This window comes from Microbacterium sp. Root322 (assembly GCF_001425645.1).
Taxonomy (GTDB): Bacteria; Actinomycetota; Actinomycetes; order Actinomycetales; family Microbacteriaceae; genus Microbacterium; species Microbacterium maritypicum.
This window is the reverse complement of the sequence record NZ_LMCS01000002.1, coordinates 1,433,607-1,457,864: the sequence shown is the minus strand read 5'-3', so window position 1 is coordinate 1,457,864 and position 24,258 is coordinate 1,433,607. Positions and strand designations below refer to the sequence as shown.

The following is a 24,258-nucleotide window of genomic DNA, read 5'->3' as shown; positions in this document are numbered from 1 at the left end:
CCGCGGCTCGCCTTCGGGTGGCTGAGCCTGCTTCGGTTACGCCCGGGTGAGCTCTCGGGGCCGTTCGACATGATCGCTGTGGCGGCACAGGCGGCGGATTTCGGATCCGCCGCGATAGAGCATCGACCGTACGTCCACGCCTCTTCGCAGCACAGCTCATCGAAAGAAGGACGTGGTCGCGGACTGGTCTTCGGGCCGTCAGGCCCACGTTCCAACGTAACGAAATGGCCGATCAGGGGCAAATCCCGGGCGCTCGACCTGCACGAGTTTCAGCGGCTGACCGGGGAATTGCACGGGTATTCAACAATCCCCCTGACGAGGGCCCCGGCGTCAGGAATCGGGCGTGTCGGAACGGCGGATGCTGCGCGTCACGGTGAACTTCGCCGTGCGTGTCACCTGCGTGGTCGCACCGATCAGCCGGGTGAGTTCCGGACGATACGCGAGCGAGGAGTTGTAGACCGTGAAGAGCTCTCCGCCGGGTCGGAGCACGCGCGCCGCGGCCTCGAACAGGCGGGTCGCCGCCCCCGTGTGGACGCTCGCCCCGAGGTGGAACGGCGGGTTCAGCAGCACCACGTCGACGCTCGCATCCGGGACGCCCGAGGCAGCGTCGTCGAGGGTGACCACGACCCGGTCGGCGACCCCGTTCGCGGCCGCCGTCGCCCGCGCGGAGGCCACGGCCGCTGCCGACCGGTCGGTCGCCGTCACGCGTGCATCGGGATGGGCGAGCGCGTACGAGACCGCGAGCGCCCCGGTGCCGCAGCCGAGGTCGAGCACGTCGGCCGCCGCCCCCGTCGCCTGAGCGCCGAGCACCTCCAGCAGCACCCGGGTGCCGATGTCGAGGCGCGCGCCCGCGAAGGCCCCGCCGTGCGCCACCAGAGTGAGCCCGTCGTGCTGCGCGCTCACGGGGAACGGCGGTGTCGACGGGGCGGGGAGCGGCTCCGACGCCACGATCAGCCGCGACTTGCGCTCCGCGCGCTGGGCCTGCACCTGGGCGAAACGGTGCCCGAGCACCTCGTTCTGGGTGAGGGTCATGTGCTTCACGCGACCTCCCGCGATGAGCACGACGTCGGACGCCGCCCAGCGGACCACCGCATCCGTGATCTCCTCGAGTTCCGCGAGTGCCTTCGGCAGCTGCAGCAGCACGACCTTCGCCCCGGCGAGCAGCTCGGCGTCGAGCTCGTGTGCGGTGAAGCCGGCGAGCCCGAGCTCCTCGGCATTGCGGCTCAGGGCTCGACGACCGGTCGCGAGGTCCTGATGCACCCGGATGCCGTGCCGTCCGGCAGCCGTCAGCGCCAGGGTGATCGCGCCGTACTCGTCACCGATCACGACGGTCTCGGAACCCGGGGCATCGAGAGCGAGCGCCCGTTCGACGAGCAGCAGATCGGTCGCGTCATACGCCTGGAGGTTGTCCGCCTCGACGTCGGGCCAGCGGCGCAGGCGGCTGTAGGGGAACTCCGGCACCAGCCCACTGTACGCGGGGGCCGTGAGGATTTCGCATGCGTCGTCTTCGCCCGATTCACAACTTCATGAATCGGGCGTACGCTCCCGCGCATAACCACCGTCATCGCCACCCAGGACCTCGCCAAGCACTACGGCACCGTGCATGCGCTCGACGGTCTCGACCTCACCGTCGAGCACGGTCAGGTGCACGGCTTCCTGGGGCCGAACGGGGCAGGCAAGTCGACCGCGATCCGCATCCTGCTCGGCCTCGCCCGGCGCACCTCCGGCCAGGCGACCGTGTTCGGCGAAGACCCCTGGGAGCGTGCCGTCGACCTGCATCGACGCATCGCGTACGTTCCCGGCGACGTCAGCGTGTGGCCGAACCTGTCCGGAGGCGAGGCCGTCGATCTGCTCGCCCGTCTGCGCGGCGCCCGCACGAACGACCCCGGGTACCAGCGCGAGAAGAAGCGGCTCCTGGACGCCTTCCAGTTCGACCCGCGCAAGAAGGGCCGCGCCTACTCGAAGGGCAACCGGCAGAAGGTCGCGTTGATCGCGGCGTTCGCGGTGCCCGCCGACCTCTACATCTTCGACGAGCCCACCAGCGGACTCGATCCGCTGATGGCGGTCATCTTCCAGCACGAAGTCGCCCGCGCCCATGCGAACGGTGCGACCGTGCTGCTGTCGAGCCACATCATGAGCGAAGTCGAGCAGCTGTGCGACCGGGTGTCGATCATCCGCGCCGGCCGTATCGTCGAGACCGGCACGCTCACGCAGCTGCGGCACCTCACCCGCAGCGACGTGTCGTTCACCCCCGCCGGGGCCACCCTCGACCAGGTGTCCCGCATCCCCGATGTGCAAGACGCCCAGCAGCAGGGCGACCGCATCCGCCTCGCCGTCGACAGCGACCGCACGGCCACCGTGCTCCCCGCCCTCGCCGCGCTCGGCATCGATGACCTCCGGGTCGCCCCGCCCTCGCTCGAGGAGCTGTTCCTGCGCCACTACGGCGACGACCTCGCCACACTCGAAGCCGCGGAAGAGGGTGGCCGCGATGACACGGCACCCACCACCCGTCGCGAGCGTCGCGCCCTGAAGGGTCGCGCGTGATGTCCGCATTCGGCGTGCTGCTCCGACAGCGGCTGCGGCGAGACCGGCTGCAGCTGACGCTGTGGATCGTGGGCACCGCGCTCATGGCATTCGCGGGATACGCCGGCGTCAGCCAGTCGTACGCGACCGTCGCCGACCGGCAGAGCATCCTCGCGGCGGCACTCGCGAACCCCGTGATCCTGATGTTCCGCGGGCTGCCCTCCGGCACGTCCGAAGGAGCCTTCCTCGCCTTCGCGGTCCTTCCGTGGCTGGCGCTGCTCGCCGCCCTCATGAGCACGTTCCTGGCGGTGCGGCACACGCGCGGCGATGAGGAGGCGGGGCGGGCGGAACTCGTATGGGCCACTCCGGCCGGACGCCGACTGCCGACCATCGCGACCATCGTGCACGGCCTCCTGGCGAACGTGGTGCTGGCCGCGCTCACCGCGCTCGCGTTGATCGCCACCGGGCTTCCGGCCGCGGGCTCCCTCCTCGCGGGGGCGGGGGCCGGCGCGACCGGGATCGCGTTCCTCGGCGTCGGCCTGTTCGCCGCGCAGCTCATGCGCACATCGCGCGGGGCGAACTCCCTGACGATCTGGGTACTCGTGGCGACCTTCCTGATCCGCGGCATCGGCAACGCGGCGGGTACTCCGAGCGACGACCTGACCCGCATAACGAGCGCCTGGCCCGCCTGGCTCTCGCCGTTCGGCTGGGCCGAGCAGACGCGCCCCTACGACACCGATCTGGCCTGGCCCGTGCTGCTGGGCATCGCTTTCGGCCTCGTGCTCGCCGTCGCATCCGTCGCCCTGCAATCCGTGCGCGACGTCGATGCCGGCTTCGTCGCGGAGCGCCCGGGCCGGGTCTCGGCGCGAGCGGGGCTCGCGTCGCCGCACGCGCTGGTGTGGCGGCTCACCTCGGGTTCGATCGTGGGATGGGCGATCGGCGGGGCGATGACGGGCATCCTCGCCACGACGCTGAGCGGGGTGGTCGACCGGATCTCGGGCGAGAACCCCGCCGTCGCCGACATCCTGAAGAAGATCGGCGGCGCCGCGGGAGGACTCGACGAGGTCGTGGTGACCGTGTTCTTCACGCTGCTGGGCATCCTCGCCGCCTGCGCGGCGGTGCAGACCGTGGCGCGCGCCCGCCAGGAAGAGGCGCGTGGCACCGCCGAGGCCGTGCTCGCCACCCCGGTCGGACGCGTGCGCTGGCTCGCCGACTACATGATGGTCGGCGTGGCCGCGGTGCTGATCGTCGTCGCCGCCGCCGTGCTCGCCGGGTGGGTCGGCGCCTGGTCGAACGGCGGCGACGAGTCGCTGTATCGCATCGTGGCGGTGGCCGGATTCGGGCAGGCGGTCGCTGCCTCGATCTTCGCGGTGCTGACCGCCCTGGTGTTCGTGCTGCTCCCGCGGGCGACGACCGCCGTGGCGTGGAGCCTCGTGCTGCTGGCGGCCCTGCTCGGCATGTTCGGGCCGCTGTTCGGACTGCCCGAGTGGAGCGCGAACCTCTCGCCGTTCGCGGTGACCCCGGTGGTCGACGGCGGCGGAGTGGACGTGCGCGGCCTGTGGTGGCTCGTGCTCGCCCTGGCCGCAGGAGGCGCGGCAGCACTGACGTTGATGCGGCGACGCGAGCTCGCCCTCGGCGCGTAGGAGGAGCCGGGATGCCCGACGACAGCACCGAGAGCATCGACACCGCCGACCTCGAGACCTCCGACCTCGAGACCGCCGCGGTGCATCGAGGGATCGAACCGGCGGAGAAGGCGGCGGCCATGATGACCGCTGCGGGAATGCCCCGCATGCCGGCGCGGGTGATGATGGCGCTGATCGCCGCGCCCGAGGGCGGGTATACGGCCTCCCAGCTCGGCGAGCGTCTCGGCGTCTCGGCTGCGGCCGTCTCCGGCGCGGTGCGCTACCTGCAGCAGCTGCACTTCGTCCAGCGCCGCTCACGGCCGGGGGAGCGCCGCGACCGCTACGAGTTCGTGCACGACCCGTTCACGACTTCGATCGCGGGGAACATGCCCGTGTACTCCCGCCTGTCCGCGTACATCGACGACATCGCCGCCGCGCACACCGACGACCAGGGCGCCCACGACCGGGCCGTCGAGCTCGCCGAGTTCTTCCGCTTCCTCTCCGCGCGCATGCTGCAGATCGTCGACGACTGGCACGAGCAGCGCCGCGAGACCGAACCGAGCTGACTCCCGCCCGCCCCGCTGTACCGTCCCGCCCGCCGTTCCGTCTCGCCTCGGATCATTTGTCGGGAGGATGCACGACTGTCGGGGCATTCGGTGCATTCTCGCCCGACATCCGCCCGCCCTCCCGACATCCGTTCCGCCAGCCTCCGGACCCGGCGCCCGGGTAGGGGTTGACACTCGTGCGGGTTATGTGGTTACTTAGTCGAGTAAGTAACCCACTAACCACGCGGAGGACTCGTGATCGAAGAAGGCAAGCCGCTCTTCGTCCAGATCGCCGAGCAGATCGAGGACTCGATCGTCGACGGCTCACTCGCCGAAGAGGCCCAGGCCCCCTCCACGAACGAGCTGGCCGCGTTCTACCGGATCAACCCCGCCACCGCAGCGAAGGGAGTCGCCGTGCTCACCGACAAGGGAGTGCTCTACAAGCGCCGAGGCATCGGCATGTTCGTCGCGGAGGGCGCCAGGGATCTCCTCCTCGGCGAGCGCCGCGCCGCGTTCGCCGACCGCTACATCGACCCGCTCCTCGCCGAAGCCCGCACGCTCGGGCTCGGCGCCGAAGACCTCGCGGCTCTGCTCCGGCAGCGTGCCGCACTGACCACTGACGCAGAAGGGAAGACCTCCGCATGACCGCCGTCATCGAGGTGCACAACCTCAGCAAGCGCTACAAGGAGAAGCGAGCGCTCGACAACGTGTCGCTCGCCATCGAGGGAGGCGCGATCTACGGCCTCCTCGGCCGCAACGGTGCGGGGAAGACGACACTCATGTCGATCCTCACCGCTCAGAACTTCGAGTCGTCCGGCACCGTGAAGGTGTTCGGTGAGCACCCGTACGAGAACGCGCACGTGCTCAGCCGGATCTGCTTCGTCCGCGAGAGCCAGAAGTACCCGGACGACGCCCACCCCAAGCACGCGTTCAAGGCCGCGAGCCTGTTCTTCCCGAACTGGGATCAGGCCCTCGCCGACGAGCTCATCGCCCAGTTCCAGCTGCCGATGAAGCAGACCATCAAGAAGCTCTCCCGCGGTCAGCTCTCCGCGGTCGGGGTGATCATCGGACTCGCCTCGCGCGCCGAGATCACGTTCTTCGACGAGCCCTACCTCGGCCTCGACGCCGTCGCCCGGCAGATCTTCTACGACCGCCTGATCGAGGACTACGCCGAGCACCCGCGAACCGTCATCCTCTCGTCGCACCTGATCGACGAGGTCTCGAACCTCATCGAGAAGGTCATCGTGATCGACAACGGCCAGATCCTCCTGAACGAGGACACGGATGCGGTGCGCGACCGCGCCGTGACCGTGGTGGGCGACGCCGCCAAGGTCGACGCCTGGGTCGGCACCCGAGAGGTGCTGCACCGCGAGGCGCTCGGGCGCGTGGCATCCGTCACCGTCCTCGGCGCCGTATCCGCGGAGGAGCGCGCGGAGATCGCGGCAGCAGGGCTCGATCTCGCGCCGGTCTCGCTGCAGCAGCTGATCGTGCGTCTCACCCAGAAGGTCGAGGCCGACGCCACGAGATCCGCCGTCACGAAAGAGGAGGTGCGCTGATGCGACGCACACTCAACGTCATCCGCCTGCAGCTGATCAACCGGCAGACCTTCATCTGGGTGCCGCTGATCATCCTCGGCGCGGCGACGGCGATCTCGATACTGATCTACGGGATGATCCCCGACGACATCGCGATCTACGGCGGCGGAGGACAGGCGCCCCTGTGGTACTTCTTCGCCATCGGCATCTCTGCGATGACGCTCACGTTCCCCTTCTCTCAGGCGATGAGCATCACGCGACGCGAGTTCTTCCTCGGCACCATGCTCACCGCCATCATCGCCAGCACCCTCATGGGGATCCTGTTCCTGATCGGCGGGGGATCGAAGTCGCCACGAACGGCTACGGCGTGAACGGGTGGGTGTTCTACATCCCGTGGCTGTGGGAGGCCGGTCCGCTCGGGGCCTTCGTCGTCTACTTCACCCTCGCGCTGTTCTTCTTCGTGGTCGGGTTCACCGGCGCCACCATCTACAAGAGCTGGGGTCTGATGGTGCTCACGATCGGGTGGGTCGCGCTGGCGCTCGTGTTGGTCGGGCTCTCGTATCTCGTGACACGGTTCGAGCTGTGGGGGCAGGTCTGGACGGGGATCGGAAGCCTCGGCGCCCTCGGTCTCGCCCTCTGGGGCCTCGTGGTCACGGCGGCCCTCATGGGCGTCTCGTTCCTCGCCTTCCGCAGAGCCATCCCGTAGACCCCCCGCAGGTCCATCCCTCTCGCCGACGCCGGTCGCCCTCCTGGGCGGCCGGCGTCGCGTGTGCGCGCTACCGGTACGTCGCCGAGCACGCAACCCGCTCGCCTCCTGCGCACCGGAGCGCCTACGCTCGCGGAACCCCTGCCCCCGACAGAGAGGATGCCGTGACGCAGACCCGCACCCGGCTCCGGGTACGACGAGCGGGCGCCCGACGCGCGCTCCACGACGCCGTCCGTCCTGCCCGGCTGCTGCTCGTGGCCAAGACGACCCTGGCCGTCGGACTGGCCTGGATGATCGCTCCGCACATGCCCGGGGTCACCGACCAGTACCCGTACTACGCGCCCCTCGGGGCCCTGTTGAGCATGTACCCGACGCTGATGGGTTCGGCGAAGTCGAGCCTGCAGACGCTGCTCGGTCTCGCCACGGGAATCGGTCTCGCCACGATCGTGGTGCTGACGGTCGGCCCGACCTGGTGGACGATCCCCCTCGTGGTCGGCGTCGGAGTGCTGCTCTCGGGCACGGGCTGGTTCGGCGTCGGCCGCGAATACGTGCCGATGGCCGCCCTGTTCGTGCTGATCATCGGCGGACAGAACGCCGACGACTATTCGCTCGGCTACCTCACCCAGACGGCGGTCGGCGTGGTCGTCGGGCTGGTGGTGAACCTGGTGATCGCACCCGCACCACTCACCGTCGCCGCGGCGGGACGGGTGGCGGCGTTCCGGGAGCAGTTGGCCGCGCACCTGCACGACATCGGATCCGCGGTCTCGGAGGCATGGCCGCCCGAGCACGAGCAATGGGCCGACGATGCGGCCTCTCTCGCCGACACCTCCTCCGCACTGCGAGCGGCGCTGACGGAGGCGGACGAGAGCCGACGGGGCAACCCGCGCGCCAGGGGGCATCGCACGCGGATCCAGCAGAGCCACGACGAGCTCGCGGCTCTCGATCGCATCGCCCACCTCATCCGCGACATCTCCGACGAGATCGCCGACACGATCTGGGACCGGCCGTCTGCACTGGCGCTCGACCCCGCTCTGCCTGCGCCCCTCTCTGCGGCCTGTCACGCGGTCGCCGATGTGATCGCGCGGGGGGATGCCTCCTCGAGCGACGATCATCGCGCCCGCGGTGAAGCGGCGCGCGCGATCCGACTGCTCCTCGAGACGGTCGACGACCGCACCATCGATGTGCGGCGTTCGATGGGACCCGGTGTGCTCACCGCGATGCACCTGCGTCGCATCCTGATCCTGAGCGGTACGCGCCCTCCGGCCGAGGATTGATCCGACCCGGGCCGCCGCCTCAGATGGTGTCGTCGGCGACGACCAGGTCCATCTGCCAGTAGCGGCCGTCCGGGTCCGCGCTGTCGTGCGCGTCGTCGGCCGCACTCAGGATGTCGTTGATCTTCACCATCACGTCGTCGAACTCCGACTCCGTGAGCCGGATCGTGCGCTGGGTGAAGGCGGCGTGCACCTCCCTCGTGCGTCCGGCGACGTACTCCGGGGTCCAGGCCATCACCCGACGGATCAGATCCTGATGGTCTTCGACGAGCGCGGCGACCACCGCGACGCCGAGGGCCTCATCCGGGACGGGGCTCTCCGGACCGCCGACGTTGAGCGCGCCCTTGTGCCCCGTCCAGACACGATCGCGTCGGTCACGAGCTTTGTCCGGCGCCTCTTCGATGAGCCCGGCGTCGGCGAGGGCGCGCAGATGGAAGCTGGCACTGTTCGCCGGAACGCCGAGCTCGGCGGCGATGTCGGCGGCGCGGAGGAAGTCCCGCCGTGAGAACAGCCGGATCATCTGGCGTCGCAGGGGGTGCGAGTAGGCCTTGAGCATGGCCGAGGTCATCCAGACGGGATCGGTGCTCGTGCTCTTCGCGCTGTCCTCCGTCATGTGCCGATCCTACTCGCACCCACTATTGCGCAATAAGACTTGCGCAATAGTTCTTGCGCATCTACTCTCGTCCCATGACCACCGTCACCGAGCCCCACCGTCTGTGGCGCAACACCCGCTACCTCACCTGGTTGGTGAGCGACACGAGCAAGGGCCTCGCGGCCTCCCTGTTCGGCTTCGCCATCCCGCTGCTCGCACTGATCGTGACGAACGACCCCGCCCAGGCCGGCATCATCGGCGGAGCCGGAATGGTCGCGCGACTGCTCATGACCCTGGCCGGCGGCGTGCTGGCCGACCGTCATCGCCGCATCGCGCTGATGCTCCTCGGCTCGCTCATCGGCATCGTGCTCGCCGGCGGCTTCACCCTCCTCGCCCTCGGCGACGCGATGACGTTCGGATCACTGCTCGTGATCGACGTGCTGCTCGCCGCGCGCAGCGGACTCTTCGACGTCGCCGGTGAGAGCGCGATCAAGGAGATCGTGCCCGACGACGCGATGGGCCGAGCGCAGGCGGCGAACCAAGGGCGCGACGCGGCGCTCCAGCTCGCGGGCGGACCGCTCGGCGGTCTGCTGCTGGGCGTCGGCGGATGGCTCGTGGGCGCGGTCATGACGCTGTGCCACGCGATCGCAGCCCTGACCGCGTGGATGCTGGGGCGTCAGGCCCGTCGTGCAGGAGTGGTCGATGCGGGCGCGGACGACGACGTCGCTCCGGCCCCGACGACGAAGCCCAACGCCTGGGCGGAGCTGCGCGAGGGGTTCGGCTGGCTGCTCTCCCGCCCCGACCTCGGCGGTGTGCTGCTCATCACGACGGTCATCAACCTCGGCTTCAACGCCACGATCACGACCGTCATCTACGCCCTCCAGCAGGACGGGTACTCCGAGCTGTTGATCGGCACCCTGAGCGCAGCGATCGGGGCCGTGATGCTCGTGGGCGCCGTGTGCGCTCCGCTGCTCGTCCCGCGGATCAAGACCGGGATCCTGACCATCGCCGGACTCTCGGTCGTCTCGGTCGGCGCGATCGTGCTGTCGATGGTCACCGGGCCCTGGGCCATCGCGGTGGTGCTCGGCGCCTCGGTCCTGCTCGTGCCCGCGCTCAACGCCGGCATGATGGGCTACTTCATGGTCGCCACCCCGAGCCACCTGCTCGGTCGAGCCAACAGCGCCGCCGGAGTGCTCGGCATGGGTGCGATGCCACTCGCTCCCCTGATCGCCGGCTTCGGACTCGCCTGGATCGGCCGCGAAGGCACCATCCTGATCTGCGCCGCGCTGTGCCTGGTCGCGGTCCTCCTCGCCGTGGGCAACAGGGCGCTGCGGGCACTGCCGGTCGAAGCGCGCTGGGCCGCGCACGCGAAGCAGTACGAGACGGCTTGATGCCGCAGAGGTGTGCGCCGGCAGCCGTACGGGCTAGAGCGCGCCGGTCAGTGCCGCGATGCCGGCGAGCAGGGAGACCAGGGCGAGCACGAGAGCGATCGCGATGAGGACGGCGTGCACCTTGAGGAATGCCGTGGCCCTGCCGTTCTCGTCGCGCGCCCGCGGATCCTTGGCGACGCGCGTGTAGAACCGCGGCCAGACGAGGGCGTTGAAGGCGGCGTTGAGCAAGAGCAGGACGGCGAGCGGAATCACCCCTCAACGCTATCGACATCGCCTGTGGCTGCCGACCGCCGCCGGGATGCGGAATTCTTGGATGCGGACTTGTATCAGAAAGCCCTTGCCGCGCTCCTGGTAGGTGTGATCACAATGGGCTTCATGATCGACGGTGCACCCGGCGCCGGTCTCGATCATGCCTCGGATGACGGGCGTGCACGCTGGGAGCGCGCCGCAGATCTGTTCGACGCATGGCGCGAGAGCGACAGCCGCGCGATGGACGAGCTCGTACGGCTGATGACGCCCGTGCTCTGGCACGTCGTGCGCGCCTACGGACTCGAACGCACCCTCGCCGAAGACGTCGTGCAGACCACCTGGCTGCGGCTGGTGCGCGGTCACGGATCGATCAGCGATTCGCGGGCCGTGTCGGCCTGGCTCACCACCACAGCACGCCGCGAAGCCTGGAAGGTCGCGAAGGCACACGGCAAGGTCGACACGACCGATGTCGACGATCTCGACACCCTGCTCCCCGAGCAGGCTTCAGCCGAGGAGCACGCGACCATCGGCGACGAGAACCGTCGGCTGTGGTCGGCCGTGCGCCGCCTGAACGACCGCTGCCAGAGGCTGCTGCGCGTGATCGCCTTCGAGGACCGCCCGGACTATGCGCACATCGCCAGCGACCTCGCGATGCCCATCGGCAGCATCGGCCCCACACGGAACCGGTGCCTCGCGAAGCTCCGCGCCCTGCTGGACGCACCGCCGACAGCGCCGGCGGGGGGACTCGCATGACCGACCACGAAGACGCCAGGATGCTCGCCCGGCTCCGCACGCACTGGAGAGCGGTCGACCCGGTGCCCGCGGGCCTGATCGACCGCATGGTCGCCGCAGTCGCTTCGGACGGCCTGAACAGCGAGTATGCGCTGCTGACCCTGGTCGAGGGACAGCTCGGCGAGGTGCGCGGCGAGGCGGATGCACTCACCCTGCAGTTCAGCGACGGCTCCACCAGCATCCTGCTGCATGTGACGACCACCGCTTCCGGCCGCCGCCGCGTCGACGGCTGGGTCGACACCGCGGCCGCCGAGATCGTCCTGACGCAGGGAGAGAAGGCCAGGTCGGTCTCGCCGGAGGAGACCGGACGCTTCGTGTTCGACGAGGTGCCGCCCGGTCTCACGCGCGTGCGCCTGACGACCGTGGTCGGGGACGAGACGCGCACGCTCGCGACCCCGCAGTTCGAGCTGTGACCACGGGCGCCGCCCGTCGATGAGGACGCGGGGCGACCCGCAGGGAGAGGATGACGCATGGATCAGCCCAAGGGATGGACCTGGCAGGACCGCGCGGAGGGATCGATCCGCCGGGGAACCGCGCTCGATCCGAGCACGGAGCCGGTGGACGGCATCCGCGCGTTTCCGACGGCGTATCTGCCGGAGCGGCTGCTGATCACCCGCGCCCTCGGCGACGGGGAGGCCTACGACCGCGAGGTGCGCACTCTGCGTGATGCCGCCGACACCTTCGGATGGCAGCTCGAGATCGAGGACGGCACCCGCTCGGCGGTCGACGGCGAGCTGGTTCCGGGGGTTCCCGGCTTCCTTCGCGCACGGCTGCGGACTCCCGACGAACCGGTCAGGGGCGAGTCTCCCGTCGCACCCGACGCCTGGCGAGTGCTCCAGCGCGCACGCCGCATGTCGCGCTCGACGATGCCGCGGACGAGCCTCGACCACGTGCTGTCCATCGATCCGGTCGGGCTCAATCCCTTCACCAGGACGAACCCCTTCACACGCACCAACCCGTTCACCCGCACGAACCCGGTGCGCGGCGCCGGAGGGGGCGCGGGCGGCAGCGACGACTACCTCGAGCCCGGACGCGGCGCACGGCAGCCCGTGAGCTGGTTGGGCCCCGCCCCAGTGCGCGGACCCGCGCCGAAACGCGGACGGCGCCCGGTGGTCGCGGTGCTCGACACCGGTTGCGGCGAGCACGCCTGGCTGCCTGCCGACATCGTCACGCGCACGGTCGACCTCGACGGCGTGCCGGTCGGGCTGACCGACGACGCCGATCCGGAACGCTACCCCGATCTGTACGGGCAGCTCGACGGTGAGATCGACGCGGTCGCCGGACACGGCACGTTCATCGCCGGCATCGTCAGACAGGCGGCTCCGGAGGCGGACATCCTCTCGATCCGGGTGGCGGGAGCCCTCGGGGTGGTCGACGAGAGCACGCTGCTCGAGACTGTGGCCCAGGTCGTGACCCTGCTGGCCCGCCACCGGGAGGATCCGAAGACCGGCTTCCCGATCGATGTGCTGAACCTGTCGCTCAGCTACTACCACGAGACGCCGATCGACGGATTGTTCAGCCTCACGCTGTACCAGCTGCTGGCCAAGGCACGCGAGCTCGGCTGCGTAGTCGTGTGCTCGGCCGGCAACGACGCGATCGACCGCCCCTCGTTCCCGGCGTCGCTCTGGTCCTGGCCCGGCGCCGACAACGGCATCCGTCGGGACAGAGACGCGCCGCTCGTGTCGGTCGGAGCGCTGAACCCCTCGGCGCAGTCGGTCGCCCTCTTCTCGAACATCGGCCCGTGGGTTCAGGCCTACGCGCCGGGGGCCGCCGTGGTGAGCACGTCGCCCGCGTTCGTGGGCGGCACCCAGGCGGTCACGAAGGCCGACGTCGAGGGCCTCCGCCGCGAGACGATCGATCCCGACGACTATCGGGGCGGGTTCGCGGTGTGGAGCGGCACCTCGTTCTCGGCCCCGTACGTCGCAGCGCGCATCGCCGCCCAGCTCGGCACCGTCCCCGTCGGCGGTGTCAGCCCCGCCGCTGCGGCGAAAGCCGTCGCCGCCGTCCTGAAGTCCCTGCCGACCCCGGTCGACCTCGACTGACGCACCCCCGGGACGAGCCGTCCGTACCGATGCGGGCGGCTCGTCCTGGTGCCGAGCGCCGCCCGAGCGGCTCGCGGGACTGGCTCGCGCTCTTCCGGCGCACCTGTCGGGCGGATGTTCGGCTGTCGGATCCGAACGCGGCGTGTCGCCCGACACGTGCTCTTGCTCCCGACAGGTGTCCACTGCCTCACCCGAGCGATCACGCGCCGCTCCCGCTCGGAATACGCGCTCTTCCCTGCAGCCCCGACGCAGGGCATTCTGAAGGGATGCCCCTGTCCGCGATCGAGCTGCACCGGCGCGGGGTCGAAGCGGCCAACGCCCGGCGATTCACGCAGGCGCAGCGCGCTCTCGACGCGGCATCCGCCCGCACCGACGATCCCGACCTGCGCGCGCGCATCGATGGCACGACCGCCTACGTCCTCGCCCAGACGGGAGAGCCGGCGGCCGCAGAGCAGCTGTGTCGCGACGCCCTCGGCCGATCCGGGCTGCGCGCCGAGACCATCGCGGTGCTCAGCGGCCAGCTCGGCACGCTCCTGACGCACAGCGGTCTGCTGGGTGACGCCGAGGCCGAACTCACCCGTGCGATCGAGACGCTCACGGCCGTCGGAGACGAGACGACCGAGCTCGCGAACTGCCTCATGAACCGATCCGTGGTGCGGATGCAGCAGCGCGAGCTCGACTCCTGCATCGCGGATCTGCGGCGCGCGGTGGCCGTGTACGAGGCGAACGACGACGAGGAGCCGCTGGCGGAGGCCCGGCACAATCTCGGGTACGCGGCGCTGCTCGGCGGAGACCTCGTCACCGCGCTCACCCTGATGACCCGCTCCCGACCGAAGCTCGCCGCGATCAGCGACCTCGCGGCGGCGATCAGCGACCTCGACCGGGCGGAGGTGCTGCGCGACGCGGGTCTCACGACCGAGGCCGAAGCGCTGCTGGAGCAGGTCGCCACCCAGTTCGGCGCGCAGCGGATGCGGCAGGCCAGAGGCGAGTCCGAGTTCCACCTCGCCCGCTCGCTCCTGCGCCACGATCCCGCCGCCGCCGAGCGCGCAGCCCGCACCGCGGCGCGACGGTTCACGGCACTCGCGAACCACGGGTGGGCGGCGCGAGCCGAGGCGGTGCGTCTCGAGGCGCAGCAGCGGGCGAGACCGCACCGCCCCATCGACGAAGCGGAATTCGCCCGCACAGCGAAAGCCTTGGACCGGGGAGGTTTTCGCACCGAGGCGACAGGACTGCGACTGAGTGCTCGACGCGACGGCACCGGACGCCTCCCGCGACTGGACGACGCCGCCCCCACGCCTCTGCGCCTGCGCGCCCACGAGGTGCGTGCTGCGCGCGCCGCGGCTGCCGGCCGTGACCGCGACGCGCTGCGTGCGGCTGCCGAAGGCCTCGACCTGCTCACCGCCTGGCAGCAGTCCTTCGGTGCACTCGACCTGCAGGCATCCGTCGCGATGCACGGCAGCGACCTGATGTTCGCCGGCCTCGCCGCTGCTGCCCGGCTGCGCGACCCCGCGATCCTGTTCGAGTGGTCCGAACGCGCGCGCCACCTCAGCCAGCAGGTCGCCCCGGTGCGGCCCCCGCGTGACGAATCCCTGGCGGTGGATCTGGCGGAGTTGCGAATGCTGCGCGCCGAGCTGGCCGGCGCCGATTGGACGACGGATGCCAGGGTGCGCGCCCTCCGCGACCGCGTGCGCGAGCGGCAATGGGCGGCCACCGGATCCGGCGGCACCCGCGAACGATGGGGACTCGCCGAGGCGACCGCGATGCTCGACGCCGACGTCGTCGTCCTGTCCTACGTGTTCACCGGTTCGACGCTGCATGCCATCGTGGTCACCTCGTCGGGGGCGACCATCGTCGACCTGTCATGGGAGCGGGTGCAGTCGGCTCTCGACGGCCTCCGCGCCGACCTCGACATGGTCGCACTGACCCGTGGCGGGCTGATGGGGGAGGTCACCGCGCGGGCGCTCGCGTCACGGCTGACGATCCTCGACGCCGAGCTGCTCACCCCGCTGCTGCTGGCGGTGCCGACCACGGCGCGGCTCGCGATCACCGTGCCAGGAGCACTCGGCGGCGTGCCGTGGGCGATGCTCCCCGGCATGTCCGGCATCGCGTTCACCCTCGCGACGTCCGTGTCGCGTCTGCTGGCCGCGCCCGCCCGCGACCGGGCCCGGCCGACGACGATCGGCTTCGCCGCAGGCCCCCGCGTCCCGCGCGCCGGAGACGAGGTCGCGCGTGCGGCTGCGGCCTGGCGTGAGGCGGGCCGCGCACCGCGGATCCTGGAGTCCTCCGCGGCGACGGTCGCGGCGGTCACCGAGCTCGCCGCCGCCACCGACGTGCTCCACATCGCCGCCCACGGCCGGCACGCGGTGGACAACCCGCTGTTCTCGGGGTTCGAGCTCACCGACGGCATCCTCTTCGGCTACGACGTGGACCTGATACCGCGCGTCCCGACGACCGTGATCCTCTCGGCCTGCGAACTCGGGCGCTCCTCTGTGCGCTGGGGAGAAGAAGCGCTGGGCATGACGCGGGTGTGGTTGCACGCCGGAGCCGACTGCGTCATCGCCGCCCCCGTCGCCGTCCCCGACGATGTGGCCGGGGAGCTGCTCAGCGCCGTGCACACCGGTCTCTCCGAAGGCGCAACGCCCGCTGTCGCGCTCGCGAGGGCAGGCCTCGACACCGGTCTGAGCGCGCCGTTCCAGTGCCACGGCGACGGATTCTGAACTTTTTCCTCCATTCGGTGTATCAGAACGGATGCCGCACGCTCCTGTTCTTCGGAAGGTGCCAGGCGAAGGGCCTCGAAGGGTGAGGCGCGAGGGAGGCGCTGTCGGATCTGGGGATCATGCGCACTGGGGAGCGCGAACACGACACGGACACCATCTACTCGGGGGCATCGCGGCGCACAGCCGTGACGCCCTCAGAGGGCCTCGACGTTGTGGGGACGTCGAGGCCCTCGGGGTGTCCGGGGGCGTCAGGCGACCAGCACCGCGTATCCGGCCGCCCGCAGCGACGCGAGCGCTTCGGCGTCCGCTCCGGCGTCGGTGATCACGGTCGGGAAGAGGTCGACCCCGCCGACGGCCGTGAACGCCTCGACACCGAGCTTGCTGGCGTCGGTCACCACGACCGCGCGGCGGGCACGCTCGGCCATCATGCGGTTGACCGCGGCCTCGCGCTCGTCCTGCGTGGTCGCACCGGCGGCGGCATCCATCCCGTTCACACCGATGAAGGCGATGTCGAGCCGCACCCCGCGCAGCAGCTGCTCCACGAACGGACCGACGAGTTCGTAGCTACGCGAGTGGATGACGCCGCCGGTGACGACGACCTTGATCTCGGGCCGCGTGGCGAGCTGGGCGGCGATGTTCACGGCGTTGGTGACGACGGTGATGCCGCCGTTCGCTGCGAGATCGTCGCGCGCGGCGAGGGCTGCCGCGATGGCCGTGGTGGTCGTGCCACCGGAGAGCCCCACCACCATGCCGGGTGCGACGAGGCCGGCGGCGGTCTGCGCGATGCTCTCCTTCTCGTGCGTGCGCAGGTGGCTCTTGTAGCGGATGGGCAGCTCATAGGCGACGGTCTGCGCCACAGCACCGCCGTGGGTGCGGGTGAGCAGGCGCTGCTCGGCGAGCGTGTCGAGGTCTCGCCGCGTGGTCGCGGACGACGCCTCGAACCGATCGACCAGTTCTTCGACCGTGACCTCGCCCTTCGCGGCCAGCAGGTCGAGGATCGCGTTCAGCCGGGCGGCCCGCTTCATCAGGACACCGGTTCCGCGGGCTGCAGTGCGAAGAGTCGGAGCATGCGGGCGGCCTCTTCCGCGAGTGCCTCCCGGGCGGGCGCGAGGTACTTGCGGGAGTCGACCAGACGCTCGTCGGCGTCGAGCTTGTCGCGCACCGCCCGCGTGAAGAACCCGTTCAGGTGGGTGGAGACGTTGATCTTCGTCATCCCGGCGCGCACGGCGTCGGCGATCACGGCATCCGCGACGCCGGACGATCCGTGCAGCACCAGCGGAACCGGGAGCGCTTCGTGCAGGCGCCCGATCAGGTCGAGGTCCAGCGACGCCGTGCGATCGGTCATCGCGTGCGAGGAGCCGACCGCGACCGCGAGGGCGTCCACTCCCGTGGCGGCCACGAACGCGCGTGCCTCTTCGGGGTCGGTGCGCACGCCCGGAGCGTGCGCCCCGTCCTTGCCGCCCACCTCTCCGAGCTCGCCCTCGACGTAGACCCCGGCCTCGTGTGCACGGGCGGCGACCGCCGCCGTCAGGGCCACGTTGTCGTCGTAGGGCAGTGCGCCCCCGTCGAACATGACCGAACCGAAGCCCAGCGCGATGGCCTCGTCGACCAGCTCGGGCCGCTCGGCGTGGTCGAGATGCACCGCGACGGGTGTCTGCGCGCGCCGCGCCACCGCGAGCGTGGCCAGGGCGATGGGCTCGAGCCCGCCGTGGTAGTCGGCGCAGTTCTGCGAGATCTGCAGGATGACCGGCAGCTGCGCCAGAGCGGCCGCCCGCACCAGCCCTTCCGCGGTCTCGAGGTGGATCACGTTGAAGGCGCCGATGCCGGTGCCGGCAGCGGATGCGGCGGAGACGAGGTCACGAGCGGAGACGAGGGTCACGAAGGGTCCTTCCGGAACGATTCAGGGTCGGGATGCGAGATGCGCAGCTGCTGCTCGATCTCGGGCCAGCGCGGGGAGATGTCGCCGGCGAGCGGGGTGAGCACGGCGGCGGCGGACCACGCCGTGGCCCGGCGGAGGATCTGCTCGGGGTCGCGCACCCCGTCGGCGTACAGCACGGCACAGGCGGCGACACCGGCATCGCCCGCGCCCGTGGGGTTGCCGGCGAGCGGTTCGTCGAGACGCGCATGCACGAGAGCGGTCGCCGTGACCGCGAGCATGCCCTCGGCTCCGAGGGAGAGCAGCACGAGCTCGGTGCCGCGGGCGATCAGCGAGCGGGCGCCCTCGACCGGGTCGGCCACACCCGTGGCCTCGACCAGCTCGGCGGCGTTCGGCTTGAGCACGGTGGCGCCGGCATCCGCCGCACGCAGCAGGGCGGGACCGGAGGTGTCGACGATCACCGGCACACCGGCATCCTTGCCCACCGCGATGAGCATGGGGATGAGCGATTCCGGCGCTCCGGGGGGCACGCTGCCTGACACGACCAGCACACGCGCGCCCGAGAGCCGCTCGACGACTTCGGCGAGCACGGCAGCCCATTCGACGTCGGTCGGGTTCACGCCCCGCTCGTTGATGATCGTGGTGTCTCCGAGGGTCTCGTCGACCACCGCGATGCTGCGACGAGTCTCGGCGGCCACCGGGACCAGAGCGTGCGGCACCCCGCTCGCGATGAGCTCTGCGGCGAACTCCTCGCCGACCCGACCGCCCAGAGTGGTCACCGCGAGCACCTCAGTGCCCTCGGCGTGCGCCACGCGCGCGACGTTGAGCCCCTTGCCGCCGGCGCGTGCGGCCCCGGCATCCGCCCGGTGCGTTCCACCTTCGACGAGCCGTTCGACACGCCAGGTGAGGTCGAGTGCGGGATTGGGGGTGACGGTGAGGATCACGTGAGCTCCCGCGCGCGGAGGGCCGCCCCGAGCAGTCCCGCGTTGCCGGAGAGCTCGGCGGGCACGAGGGCGGGGATGCGGTGGAAGCTGAGCCTTGCCGCCAAGCGGGTGCGCAGCTCGTCGAAGAGTGCGCCTCCGGCGCGCGACAGGCCGCCGCCGATGACCACGGCCTCCGGAGCCACGACGGCGGTGAGCTGAGCCAGCGACATCGTGAGCGCGTCGAGCGCCGAGTTCCAGATATCCGCGGCGATCCGGTCGCCGGCCGCCGCACGGGCGATCACGTCCTTCGCGCCGTCGGGAGCGATCCCGGTCGCCTCGCGGTAGCGCCGGGCGATGGCACCGGCGGAGGCGACGGCCTCCAGGCAGCCTCGGGCGCCGCACGCGCAGATCGGCCCGTCCGCGATCGGGGAGTGCCCGATCTCGCCCGCGTATCCCCCGGCGGTGTAGGGCACGCCACCGACGAGCAAGGCGCCGGCGATCCCGGTGCCGATCACGAGCACCACCGAGTCGGCGTAATCCCGCGCGCCGCCCAGGCGACGTTCCGCCCAGCTCGCGGCGCGGACGTCGTGGTCGAACGCCACGGGCAGCCCGAGGCGAGCGGCTGCGAGGTCGCGCAGCGGGGAGTCATGCCAGCCGAGGTTGCTCGCGAAGACGCCCAGTCCGGCATCCGCATCGACGATTCCCGGTACGACGAGACCCACCGCCTGCGGCACGACCTCGGGGTGAGCGGCACGGAGTTCCTCCGCCAGCACCTCGAGGCGTTCGAGAAGCACCTGTGTGCGGTCGCCCTCGGCGATCGGCGTCGGCGTGCGGCGCAGCCCGAGAGCGGTGCCGTCGGCGTCGAACAGCGCCGACTTGATGTCGGTGCCGCCGACGTCGAAGGCCAGCACGGGCGCGCCGATACCGAGGGTGCGCACGGCGGCGAGCTTCTCCCCGGTGGCGTCACGCTCGACGTCGGGAACGGCGGCCGTCCCGTCAGCTCGGGTCATGGTCAGCTCCGGCGGCGGGTTGCGTCATGCATCCAGGATGACGGATCGCGTGAGGTTGCGGGGCTGATCGGGGTCGAGGCCTCGCGCCACAGCGCGGTCGAGCGCGGTGCGGTGCAGGCGCACGAGGTCGGCGAGCGGGTCGATCGTCCGCTGCTCGAACCGGGCACCGGTGGCCTCGACCTGCGCCGCGAGCCCCTCGGGAGCCTGGCCGAACTGCCAGGTGACGCGCCCCGGTGCGGCGATCGCGATCGGGCCGTGGCGGTAGTCCATCGACGGGTACGCCTCGGTCCACGACTGCGACGACTCCCGCAGCTTCAACGCGGCCTCGTGGGCGAGACCGATCGTCCAGCCGCGACCCAGGAACGTGTACTGCTCGGCGTCACGCAGCGCGTCGTCGCCGTCCTCGGCGAGCACGGCCTCGGCATCGGCGATGGCTCCGGTGAGGTCTTCACCGAGCGAAGCGCGGAAGAGGGCCAGCGCCGTGGTCGCGAATCGCGTCTGCACGACCGACTTCTCGTCGGCGAACGGCAGCAGCACGGCCTCGTCGACGAGTGAGACGAGCGGCGAGTCCGGGTCGCCGATCACGCCGACGGTGGGGATGCGCCCCTTGATGCGGTCGACGAGCTCGAGCACCTCGCTGGTCGTGCCGGAACGGGTGAGGGCGACGACGGCGTCGTATCCGCGGTCGAGGAACGCCTCGGACGCCGCGTACGCGTCGGTCTCACCGTGGCCGGCGGATTCGCGCAGGGCCGCGTACGACTGCGCCATGAACCACGAGGTGCCGCAGCCGACGACGGCGATCCGGGCGCCGGAGGCAGGCAACAGCGCCTGCTCGGCCTTCAGATCTGCGGCCGTGGCCCACGTCTGAGGCTGTGAGTTGAGCTCTTCGCGCATGTGTGCGCCGGGCAGCGATTCGGTCATCGATGTGCCTTTCTGGCGATAAGTTGCAGACTTGTGATTGTTTGAAGCTTGATTCGATCATAGTATGGCGTCAGATCGATGCAACACCAGCTTTACCTTGATTTGTTTGTTCTCCTGACAAATAATCAGACGAGTTCCACCCTCGATGCCGACCCCGGCCGACGTCGAGAGCCCCGAGCCCCGGCTTGAACGATCGCGGTAGCCCTCCCGGCGACGCGATCACCACGCACTGTCGCGTGATGTGCTTGCGACTGTGCACCACACCCCCCTCCCGAAGCGGCCCCGCCGCCGAGGGTTCGGACATCACAGTGAGGAATGCAATACACATGAAGAAGTCACTGCGGTTCGGCGCCGCCGCCATCGCGGCCGTCGCCACGCTCTCGCTCGCTTCGTGCGGGTTCGGCGGTTCTTCCGGCGACAGCGGCGATGCCGATGGAGCGACCACGCTCGATCTCCTCGTCCCCAGCTACTCCGACGGCACCAAGGCCAACTGGGAGACGGTGATCGACGGTTTCGAGAAGGCGAACCCCGACATCAAGGTCAAGCTCGAGGTGCAGTCGTGGGACAACCTCGAGAAGGTCGTCTCCACCAAGATCCAGGCCGGCGAGGCTCCGGACATCTACAACGGCGGACCCTTCGCGGGCTTCGTCGGCGATGAGCTGCTCTACCCGACGAAGGACGTCGTCTCCGAAGACACCTTCTCCGACTTCCAGGACTCGTTCATCAAGAACGCCGAGATCGAGGGCACCGCGTACGCTCTCCCGCTGATCGCGTCGGCTCGCGCCCTGTTCGTCAACAACGCCCTGCTCGACCAGGCCGGCGTCGAGGCGCCGACCGACTGGGACTCGCTGCTGGATGCCGCCACCAAGGTGTCCGCGCTCGGCGGCGGCGTCGCCGGTTACGGCATGCCGCTCGGATCCGAAGAGGCTCAGGCCGAAGCGGCCGTGTGGCTGTGGGGCGGCGGCGGATCGTTCGGCGACGCATCCGAGATCACGATCGACACCCCCGAGAACCTGGCGGGTGCCGAGCAGATCAAGAAGATGATCGACGCGGGTGCGACCCAGGCCGACCCGGGTTCGACGCAGCGCTCCCCGCTGATGGACATCTTCATCCAGGGCAAGATCGGCATGCAGGTCGGCCTCCCGCCGACGGTCGGCCAGATCGCAGAGGGCAACCCCGACCTGGACTACTCGATCGTCCCGATCCCGACCAAGGACGGCTCGCCGTTCACGCTCGGCGTCATGGACCAGCTGATGGCATTCCAGAACGACGACGACAAGAAGGAAGCGATCACCAAGTTCTTCGACTACTACTACTCGGCAGACGTGTACGTGCCGTGGGTGCAGGCCGAGGGCTTCCTGCCCGTCACCAAGTCCGGTGCTGAGCAGCTCTCCGGCGAGGAGGCTCTCAAGCCGTTCCTCGACGTGCTGCCCGACGCGCAGTTCTACCCGTCGACGAACCCGCAGTGGTCCGCCGCAGACGGTGCGTTCAAGTCCCTGTTCGGTCAGATCCAGACGAAGCCGGCTCAGGACGTGCTGACCGAGATCCAGGCGCAGGTCGACGCGGGCTGAGCCCGCTGAACGGAGAGGTTCGGGTACCCGAATGAACCAGAAGACAGAGTCCTCGAACCTCGCGGGGGCGGCCACCGGCCGCCCCCGCACCCGGAAGACCCCGGATGCTCTTCGGGGCAGGCCGGGCGGAAAGGACCTCCTCCAGGCGCTGCCCTGGATCGCCCCCGCACTGCTGCTCATCATCGGCGTGGTGTTCTTCCCCGCCGGAGTGATGTTCTTCAACTCGACGCGCGACATCTCGCTGTCGGGCCTCGACAAGGGATCGGTCGGCTTCGACAACTTCGTCACGGTCTTCACGTTCGCCGAGTTCTGGCCGATCTTCTTCCGCACGATCCTCTGGGTCGTGTCGGTCGTGGTCTTCACGGTCGTCATCTCGCTCGGCCTCGCCCAGATCCTGAACAAGGCCTTCCCCGGACGCCAGCTCGTCCGCATGGCCGTCATCGTGCCGTGGGCGGCATCGGTCGTCATGACCACGATGGTGTTCTACTACAGCCTCGAGCCGTACTTCGGAGTCTTCAACAAGTTCCTCTACGACATCGGGCTCTCGGATGACGCGGTCGGATACGGGTGGACGAAGAACCCGACGACGGCCTTCATCTGGTCGATCGTGATCGCGATCTTCGTGTCACTCCCCTTCACGACCTACACGATCCTCGCCGGTCTCCAGTCAGTACCGGCCGATGCGATCGAGGCCGCGAAGATGGACGGGGCCAGCCCCGCCCGCACCTACTGGTCGATCGTGCTGCCGCAGCTGCGCAGCGCTCTCGCCGTGGCCGTCCTCATCAACATCATCAACGTCTTCAACTCGCTGCCGATCCTGAAGGTGATGACCGGATCCATCCCCGGCTACGGCGCCGACACGATCATGACGCTGATCTTCAAGTACATCGAGCTGCAGAAGAAGGTCGATGTCGCGAGCGCCCTCTCGGTCGTCGCATTCCTCATCGTCATCCTGATCGTCGCGGCCTACGTGAAGATCGTCAAGCCCATGAAGGAGGTCTGATCATGACCGTGACCGAGACCGCCCTCGTGACCACCGCCGGTGGCCGCGGCCGTCGCACACCGCCGACCCCCGGCCGCAAGCGCCGCTACACCGAAGACCAGGTGACGCTGCCCCGCGTCATCCTGCGCACCGCCGCCGGGTTCCTGGTGCTCGCGATCTTCGTGCTGCCGTACCTGATCATGTTCTTCGGCTCCGTGAAGACCAAGCCGCAGATCCGGTCGGTCGACCCGACGTACCTGCCGACGGAGTGGCACTGGGAGAACTACATCACGATGTGGTCCACCCCCGAGACGCCGTTGCCGTACAACCTGATCTCGACGATCGTGATCGCGGTGTTCGCGACGCTGCTCGTGCTGCTGGTGTCGCTGCCGGCGGCGTACTACACGGCACGGTTCAAGTTCCCCGGCCGCATGGTGTTCCTCTTCCTCGTGATCGTCACGCAGATGCTGCAGCCGGCGGTGCTGACCTCGGGTCTCTTCCGTCAGTTCACGGTCCTCGGACTCGGTGACACCTGGGTGGCGATGATCTTCATCAACGCCGCGTTCAACCTGTCGTTCGCGGTGTGGATCATGCACTCGTTCTTCGCGGGCATCCCCAAGGAGGTCGACGAGGCCGCCCAGATCGACGGGGCAGGGCGCTTCACGGTGCTGTTCAAGATCAACCTGCCGCTCGTGTGGCCGGGCATCGTCACCGCGATCGTGTTCACGTTCGTCGCCTGCTGGAACGAGTTCGCGGCATCCCTCGTGATCCTGTCGACCGACAAGAACCAGCCGCTGTCGGTCGCTCTGACCAAGTTCGTCGGTCAGTACGAGACCAGCTGGCAGTACGTGTTCGGCGTCTCGATCGTCGCGATCCTGCCGGTGGTCATCCTGTTCATGCTCATCGAGAAGCGACTCGTCGGCGGACTCACCGCCGGCAGCGTGAAGTAACGCTCCTCGCCGCGCTTCGCCATCCGCCCGACAGCACACC

Annotated in this window: 24 protein-coding genes; 16 read left to right on the top strand and 8 right to left on the bottom strand. The window is 70.0% G+C overall.

Features of this window, described 5'->3' with window-relative positions; all coding sequences use genetic code 11:
* Positions 1-330 precede the first annotated feature (330 nt).
* A complete protein-coding gene (locus ASC55_RS11935; protein ID WP_055875694.1) occupies positions 331-1,461 on the bottom strand; it encodes a class I SAM-dependent methyltransferase in 1,131 nt (376 codons plus the stop codon).
* A gap of 90 nt (positions 1,462-1,551) precedes the next feature.
* Between ASC55_RS11935 and ASC55_RS11930 the strand changes: the two genes are divergently transcribed.
* The 8 genes from ASC55_RS11930 (at position 1,552) to ASC55_RS11900 (ending at position 8,205) form a co-directional block, all read left to right on the top strand.
* Positions 1,552-2,544 carry an ABC transporter ATP-binding protein gene (locus ASC55_RS11930; RefSeq protein ID WP_055875691.1) on the top strand — a complete coding sequence of 331 codons (993 nt, stop codon included), beginning with the start codon at positions 1,552-1,554 and terminating at the stop codon, positions 2,542-2,544.
* Complete coding sequence (locus tag ASC55_RS11925; protein WP_055875687.1) at positions 2,544-4,166, top strand: ABC transporter permease; 1,623 nt, start codon at positions 2,544-2,546, stop codon at positions 4,164-4,166. The genes ASC55_RS11930 and ASC55_RS11925 overlap by 1 nt, the downstream gene beginning before the upstream one ends.
* A gap of 11 nt (positions 4,167-4,177) precedes the next feature.
* Positions 4,178-4,711, top strand: coding sequence for a GbsR/MarR family transcriptional regulator (locus ASC55_RS11920; RefSeq protein WP_055875685.1), 534 nt, complete (start codon positions 4,178-4,180; stop codon positions 4,709-4,711).
* A gap of 234 nt (positions 4,712-4,945) precedes the next feature.
* On the top strand, positions 4,946-5,335 hold the full coding sequence (locus ASC55_RS11915) for a GntR family transcriptional regulator (protein ID WP_055875682.1): 390 nt from the start codon (positions 4,946-4,948) through the stop codon (positions 5,333-5,335).
* A complete protein-coding gene (locus tag ASC55_RS11910; RefSeq protein ID WP_055875679.1) occupies positions 5,332-6,246 on the top strand; it encodes an ABC transporter ATP-binding protein in 915 nt (304 codons plus the stop codon). Before ASC55_RS11915 ends, ASC55_RS11910 begins: the two co-directional genes overlap by 4 nt.
* Entirely contained in the window at positions 6,246-6,596 is a 351-nt protein-coding gene (locus tag ASC55_RS17825) for a hypothetical protein (RefSeq protein ID WP_327038585.1), read from the top strand. The genes ASC55_RS11910 and ASC55_RS17825 overlap by 1 nt, the downstream gene beginning before the upstream one ends.
* A complete protein-coding gene (locus ASC55_RS17820; protein ID WP_327038584.1) occupies positions 6,593-6,931 on the top strand; it encodes a hypothetical protein in 339 nt (112 codons plus the stop codon). The genes ASC55_RS17825 and ASC55_RS17820 overlap by 4 nt, the downstream gene beginning before the upstream one ends.
* 164 nt (positions 6,932-7,095) lie before the next feature.
* On the top strand, positions 7,096-8,205 hold the full coding sequence (locus ASC55_RS11900) for an FUSC family protein (protein WP_055875674.1): 1,110 nt from the start codon (positions 7,096-7,098) through the stop codon (positions 8,203-8,205).
* A gap of 19 nt (positions 8,206-8,224) precedes the next feature.
* Here the strand turns inward: ASC55_RS11900 and ASC55_RS11895 are convergent, their stop codons facing one another.
* Positions 8,225-8,815, bottom strand: coding sequence for a winged helix-turn-helix domain-containing protein (locus ASC55_RS11895; protein ID WP_055871813.1), 591 nt, complete (start codon positions 8,813-8,815; stop codon positions 8,225-8,227).
* 74 nt (positions 8,816-8,889) lie between these two features.
* Here ASC55_RS11895 and ASC55_RS11890 point away from each other — a divergent pair, with 74 nt between their 5' ends.
* Positions 8,890-10,185, top strand: coding sequence for an MFS transporter (locus ASC55_RS11890; RefSeq protein ID WP_055875672.1), 1,296 nt, complete (start codon positions 8,890-8,892; stop codon positions 10,183-10,185).
* Positions 10,186-10,218: 33 nt separating this feature from the next.
* Here ASC55_RS11890 and ASC55_RS11885 read toward each other — a convergent pair whose 3' ends face one another.
* The gene (locus ASC55_RS11885; RefSeq protein WP_055871807.1) at positions 10,219-10,437 is read right to left on the bottom strand and encodes an SCO4848 family membrane protein; all 219 of its coding nucleotides are present in this window, start codon (positions 10,435-10,437) and stop codon (positions 10,219-10,221) included.
* A gap of 123 nt (positions 10,438-10,560) precedes the next feature.
* Here ASC55_RS11885 and ASC55_RS11880 point away from each other — a divergent pair, with 123 nt between their 5' ends.
* The 4 genes from ASC55_RS11880 to ASC55_RS11865 all read left to right on the top strand — a co-directional run bounded on the left by ASC55_RS11880 (position 10,561) and on the right by ASC55_RS11865 (position 15,985).
* Positions 10,561-11,187, top strand: coding sequence for an RNA polymerase sigma factor (locus ASC55_RS11880; protein ID WP_229778765.1), 627 nt, complete (start codon positions 10,561-10,563; stop codon positions 11,185-11,187).
* Positions 11,184-11,639, top strand: coding sequence for a hypothetical protein (locus ASC55_RS11875; protein WP_055871801.1), 456 nt, complete (start codon positions 11,184-11,186; stop codon positions 11,637-11,639). Before ASC55_RS11880 ends, ASC55_RS11875 begins: the two co-directional genes overlap by 4 nt.
* A 57-nt stretch (positions 11,640-11,696) precedes the next feature.
* Positions 11,697-13,268, top strand: coding sequence for a S8 family peptidase (locus ASC55_RS11870; protein WP_055875669.1), 1,572 nt, complete (start codon positions 11,697-11,699; stop codon positions 13,266-13,268).
* Between the two features lie 266 nt (positions 13,269-13,534).
* Positions 13,535-15,985: a CHAT domain-containing protein gene (locus tag ASC55_RS11865; protein WP_055875665.1), complete on the top strand. Its 2,451-nt coding sequence runs from the start codon at positions 13,535-13,537 to the stop codon at positions 15,983-15,985.
* A 248-nt stretch (positions 15,986-16,233) separates the two neighbouring features.
* On the opposite strand, the gene ASC55_RS11860 is transcribed toward ASC55_RS11865, so the two are convergent.
* From ASC55_RS11860 to ASC55_RS11840, 5 genes are read right to left on the bottom strand one after another with little or no spacing between them, the layout of a single operon-like run.
* Positions 16,234-17,010: a DeoR/GlpR family DNA-binding transcription regulator gene (locus ASC55_RS11860; protein ID WP_055871791.1), complete on the bottom strand. Its 777-nt coding sequence runs from the start codon at positions 17,008-17,010 to the stop codon at positions 16,234-16,236.
* Complete coding sequence (locus ASC55_RS11855) at positions 17,010-17,864, bottom strand: class II fructose-bisphosphate aldolase (protein WP_055871788.1); 855 nt, start codon at positions 17,862-17,864, stop codon at positions 17,010-17,012. Before ASC55_RS11855 ends, ASC55_RS11860 begins: the two co-directional genes overlap by 1 nt.
* Positions 17,861-18,805 carry a 1-phosphofructokinase family hexose kinase gene (locus ASC55_RS11850; protein WP_055875662.1) on the bottom strand — a complete coding sequence of 315 codons (945 nt, stop codon included), beginning with the start codon at positions 18,803-18,805 and terminating at the stop codon, positions 17,861-17,863. The genes ASC55_RS11855 and ASC55_RS11850 overlap by 4 nt, the downstream gene beginning before the upstream one ends.
* Complete coding sequence (locus ASC55_RS11845; protein WP_082524322.1) at positions 18,802-19,794, bottom strand: ROK family protein; 993 nt, start codon at positions 19,792-19,794, stop codon at positions 18,802-18,804. The genes ASC55_RS11850 and ASC55_RS11845 overlap by 4 nt, the downstream gene beginning before the upstream one ends.
* Before the next feature lie 24 nt (positions 19,795-19,818).
* Positions 19,819-20,715, bottom strand: a complete 897-nt coding sequence (locus ASC55_RS11840) for an SIS domain-containing protein (RefSeq protein ID WP_055875659.1) — start codon at positions 20,713-20,715, stop codon at positions 19,819-19,821.
* Between the two features lie 326 nt (positions 20,716-21,041).
* Here ASC55_RS11840 and ASC55_RS11835 point away from each other — a divergent pair, with 326 nt between their 5' ends.
* The 3 genes from ASC55_RS11835 to ASC55_RS11825 are packed head-to-tail and all read left to right on the top strand — an operon-like array spanning position 21,042 to position 24,218.
* Positions 21,042-22,286, top strand: coding sequence for an extracellular solute-binding protein (locus ASC55_RS11835; protein WP_055875656.1), 1,245 nt, complete (start codon positions 21,042-21,044; stop codon positions 22,284-22,286).
* Between the two features lie 31 nt (positions 22,287-22,317).
* Positions 22,318-23,289 carry a carbohydrate ABC transporter permease gene (locus ASC55_RS11830; RefSeq protein WP_055871773.1) on the top strand — a complete coding sequence of 324 codons (972 nt, stop codon included), beginning with the start codon at positions 22,318-22,320 and terminating at the stop codon, positions 23,287-23,289.
* Positions 23,290-23,291: 2 nt separating this feature from the next.
* Positions 23,292-24,218: a carbohydrate ABC transporter permease gene (locus ASC55_RS11825; protein WP_017830027.1), complete on the top strand. Its 927-nt coding sequence runs from the start codon at positions 23,292-23,294 to the stop codon at positions 24,216-24,218.
* Positions 24,219-24,258 lie beyond the last annotated feature (40 nt).

Excerpts from the sequence above, each read along its gene's own strand:
- ASC55_RS11925 (WP_055875687.1), top strand. The coding sequence starts at position 2,544 with ATGTCCGCATTCGGCGTGCTGCTCCGACAGCGGCTGCGGCGAGACCGG.
- ASC55_RS11920 (WP_055875685.1), top strand. The coding sequence starts at position 4,178 with ATGCCCGACGACAGCACCGAGAGCATCGACACCGCCGACCTCGAGACC.
- ASC55_RS11910 (WP_055875679.1), top strand. The coding sequence starts at position 5,332 with ATGACCGCCGTCATCGAGGTGCACAACCTCAGCAAGCGCTACAAGGAG.
- ASC55_RS17825 (WP_327038585.1), top strand. The coding sequence starts at position 6,246 with ATGCGACGCACACTCAACGTCATCCGCCTGCAGCTGATCAACCGGCAG.
- ASC55_RS11895 (WP_055871813.1), bottom strand. The coding sequence starts at position 8,815 with ATGACGGAGGACAGCGCGAAGAGCACGAGCACCGATCCCGTCTGGATG.
- ASC55_RS11890 (WP_055875672.1), top strand. The coding sequence starts at position 8,890 with ATGACCACCGTCACCGAGCCCCACCGTCTGTGGCGCAACACCCGCTAC.
- ASC55_RS11880 (WP_229778765.1), top strand. The coding sequence starts at position 10,561 with ATGATCGACGGTGCACCCGGCGCCGGTCTCGATCATGCCTCGGATGAC.
- ASC55_RS11875 (WP_055871801.1), top strand. The coding sequence starts at position 11,184 with ATGACCGACCACGAAGACGCCAGGATGCTCGCCCGGCTCCGCACGCAC.
- ASC55_RS11870 (WP_055875669.1), top strand. The coding sequence starts at position 11,697 with ATGGATCAGCCCAAGGGATGGACCTGGCAGGACCGCGCGGAGGGATCG.
- ASC55_RS11865 (WP_055875665.1), top strand. The coding sequence starts at position 13,535 with ATGCCCCTGTCCGCGATCGAGCTGCACCGGCGCGGGGTCGAAGCGGCC.
- ASC55_RS11860 (WP_055871791.1), bottom strand. The coding sequence starts at position 17,010 with ATGAAGCGGGCCGCCCGGCTGAACGCGATCCTCGACCTGCTGGCCGCG.
- ASC55_RS11845 (WP_082524322.1), bottom strand. The coding sequence starts at position 19,794 with ATGACCCGAGCTGACGGGACGGCCGCCGTTCCCGACGTCGAGCGTGAC.
- ASC55_RS11840 (WP_055875659.1), bottom strand. The coding sequence starts at position 20,715 with ATGACCGAATCGCTGCCCGGCGCACACATGCGCGAAGAGCTCAACTCA.
- ASC55_RS11835 (WP_055875656.1), top strand. The coding sequence starts at position 21,042 with ATGAAGAAGTCACTGCGGTTCGGCGCCGCCGCCATCGCGGCCGTCGCC.
- ASC55_RS11830 (WP_055871773.1), top strand. The coding sequence starts at position 22,318 with ATGAACCAGAAGACAGAGTCCTCGAACCTCGCGGGGGCGGCCACCGGC.
- ASC55_RS11825 (WP_017830027.1), top strand. The coding sequence starts at position 23,292 with ATGACCGTGACCGAGACCGCCCTCGTGACCACCGCCGGTGGCCGCGGC.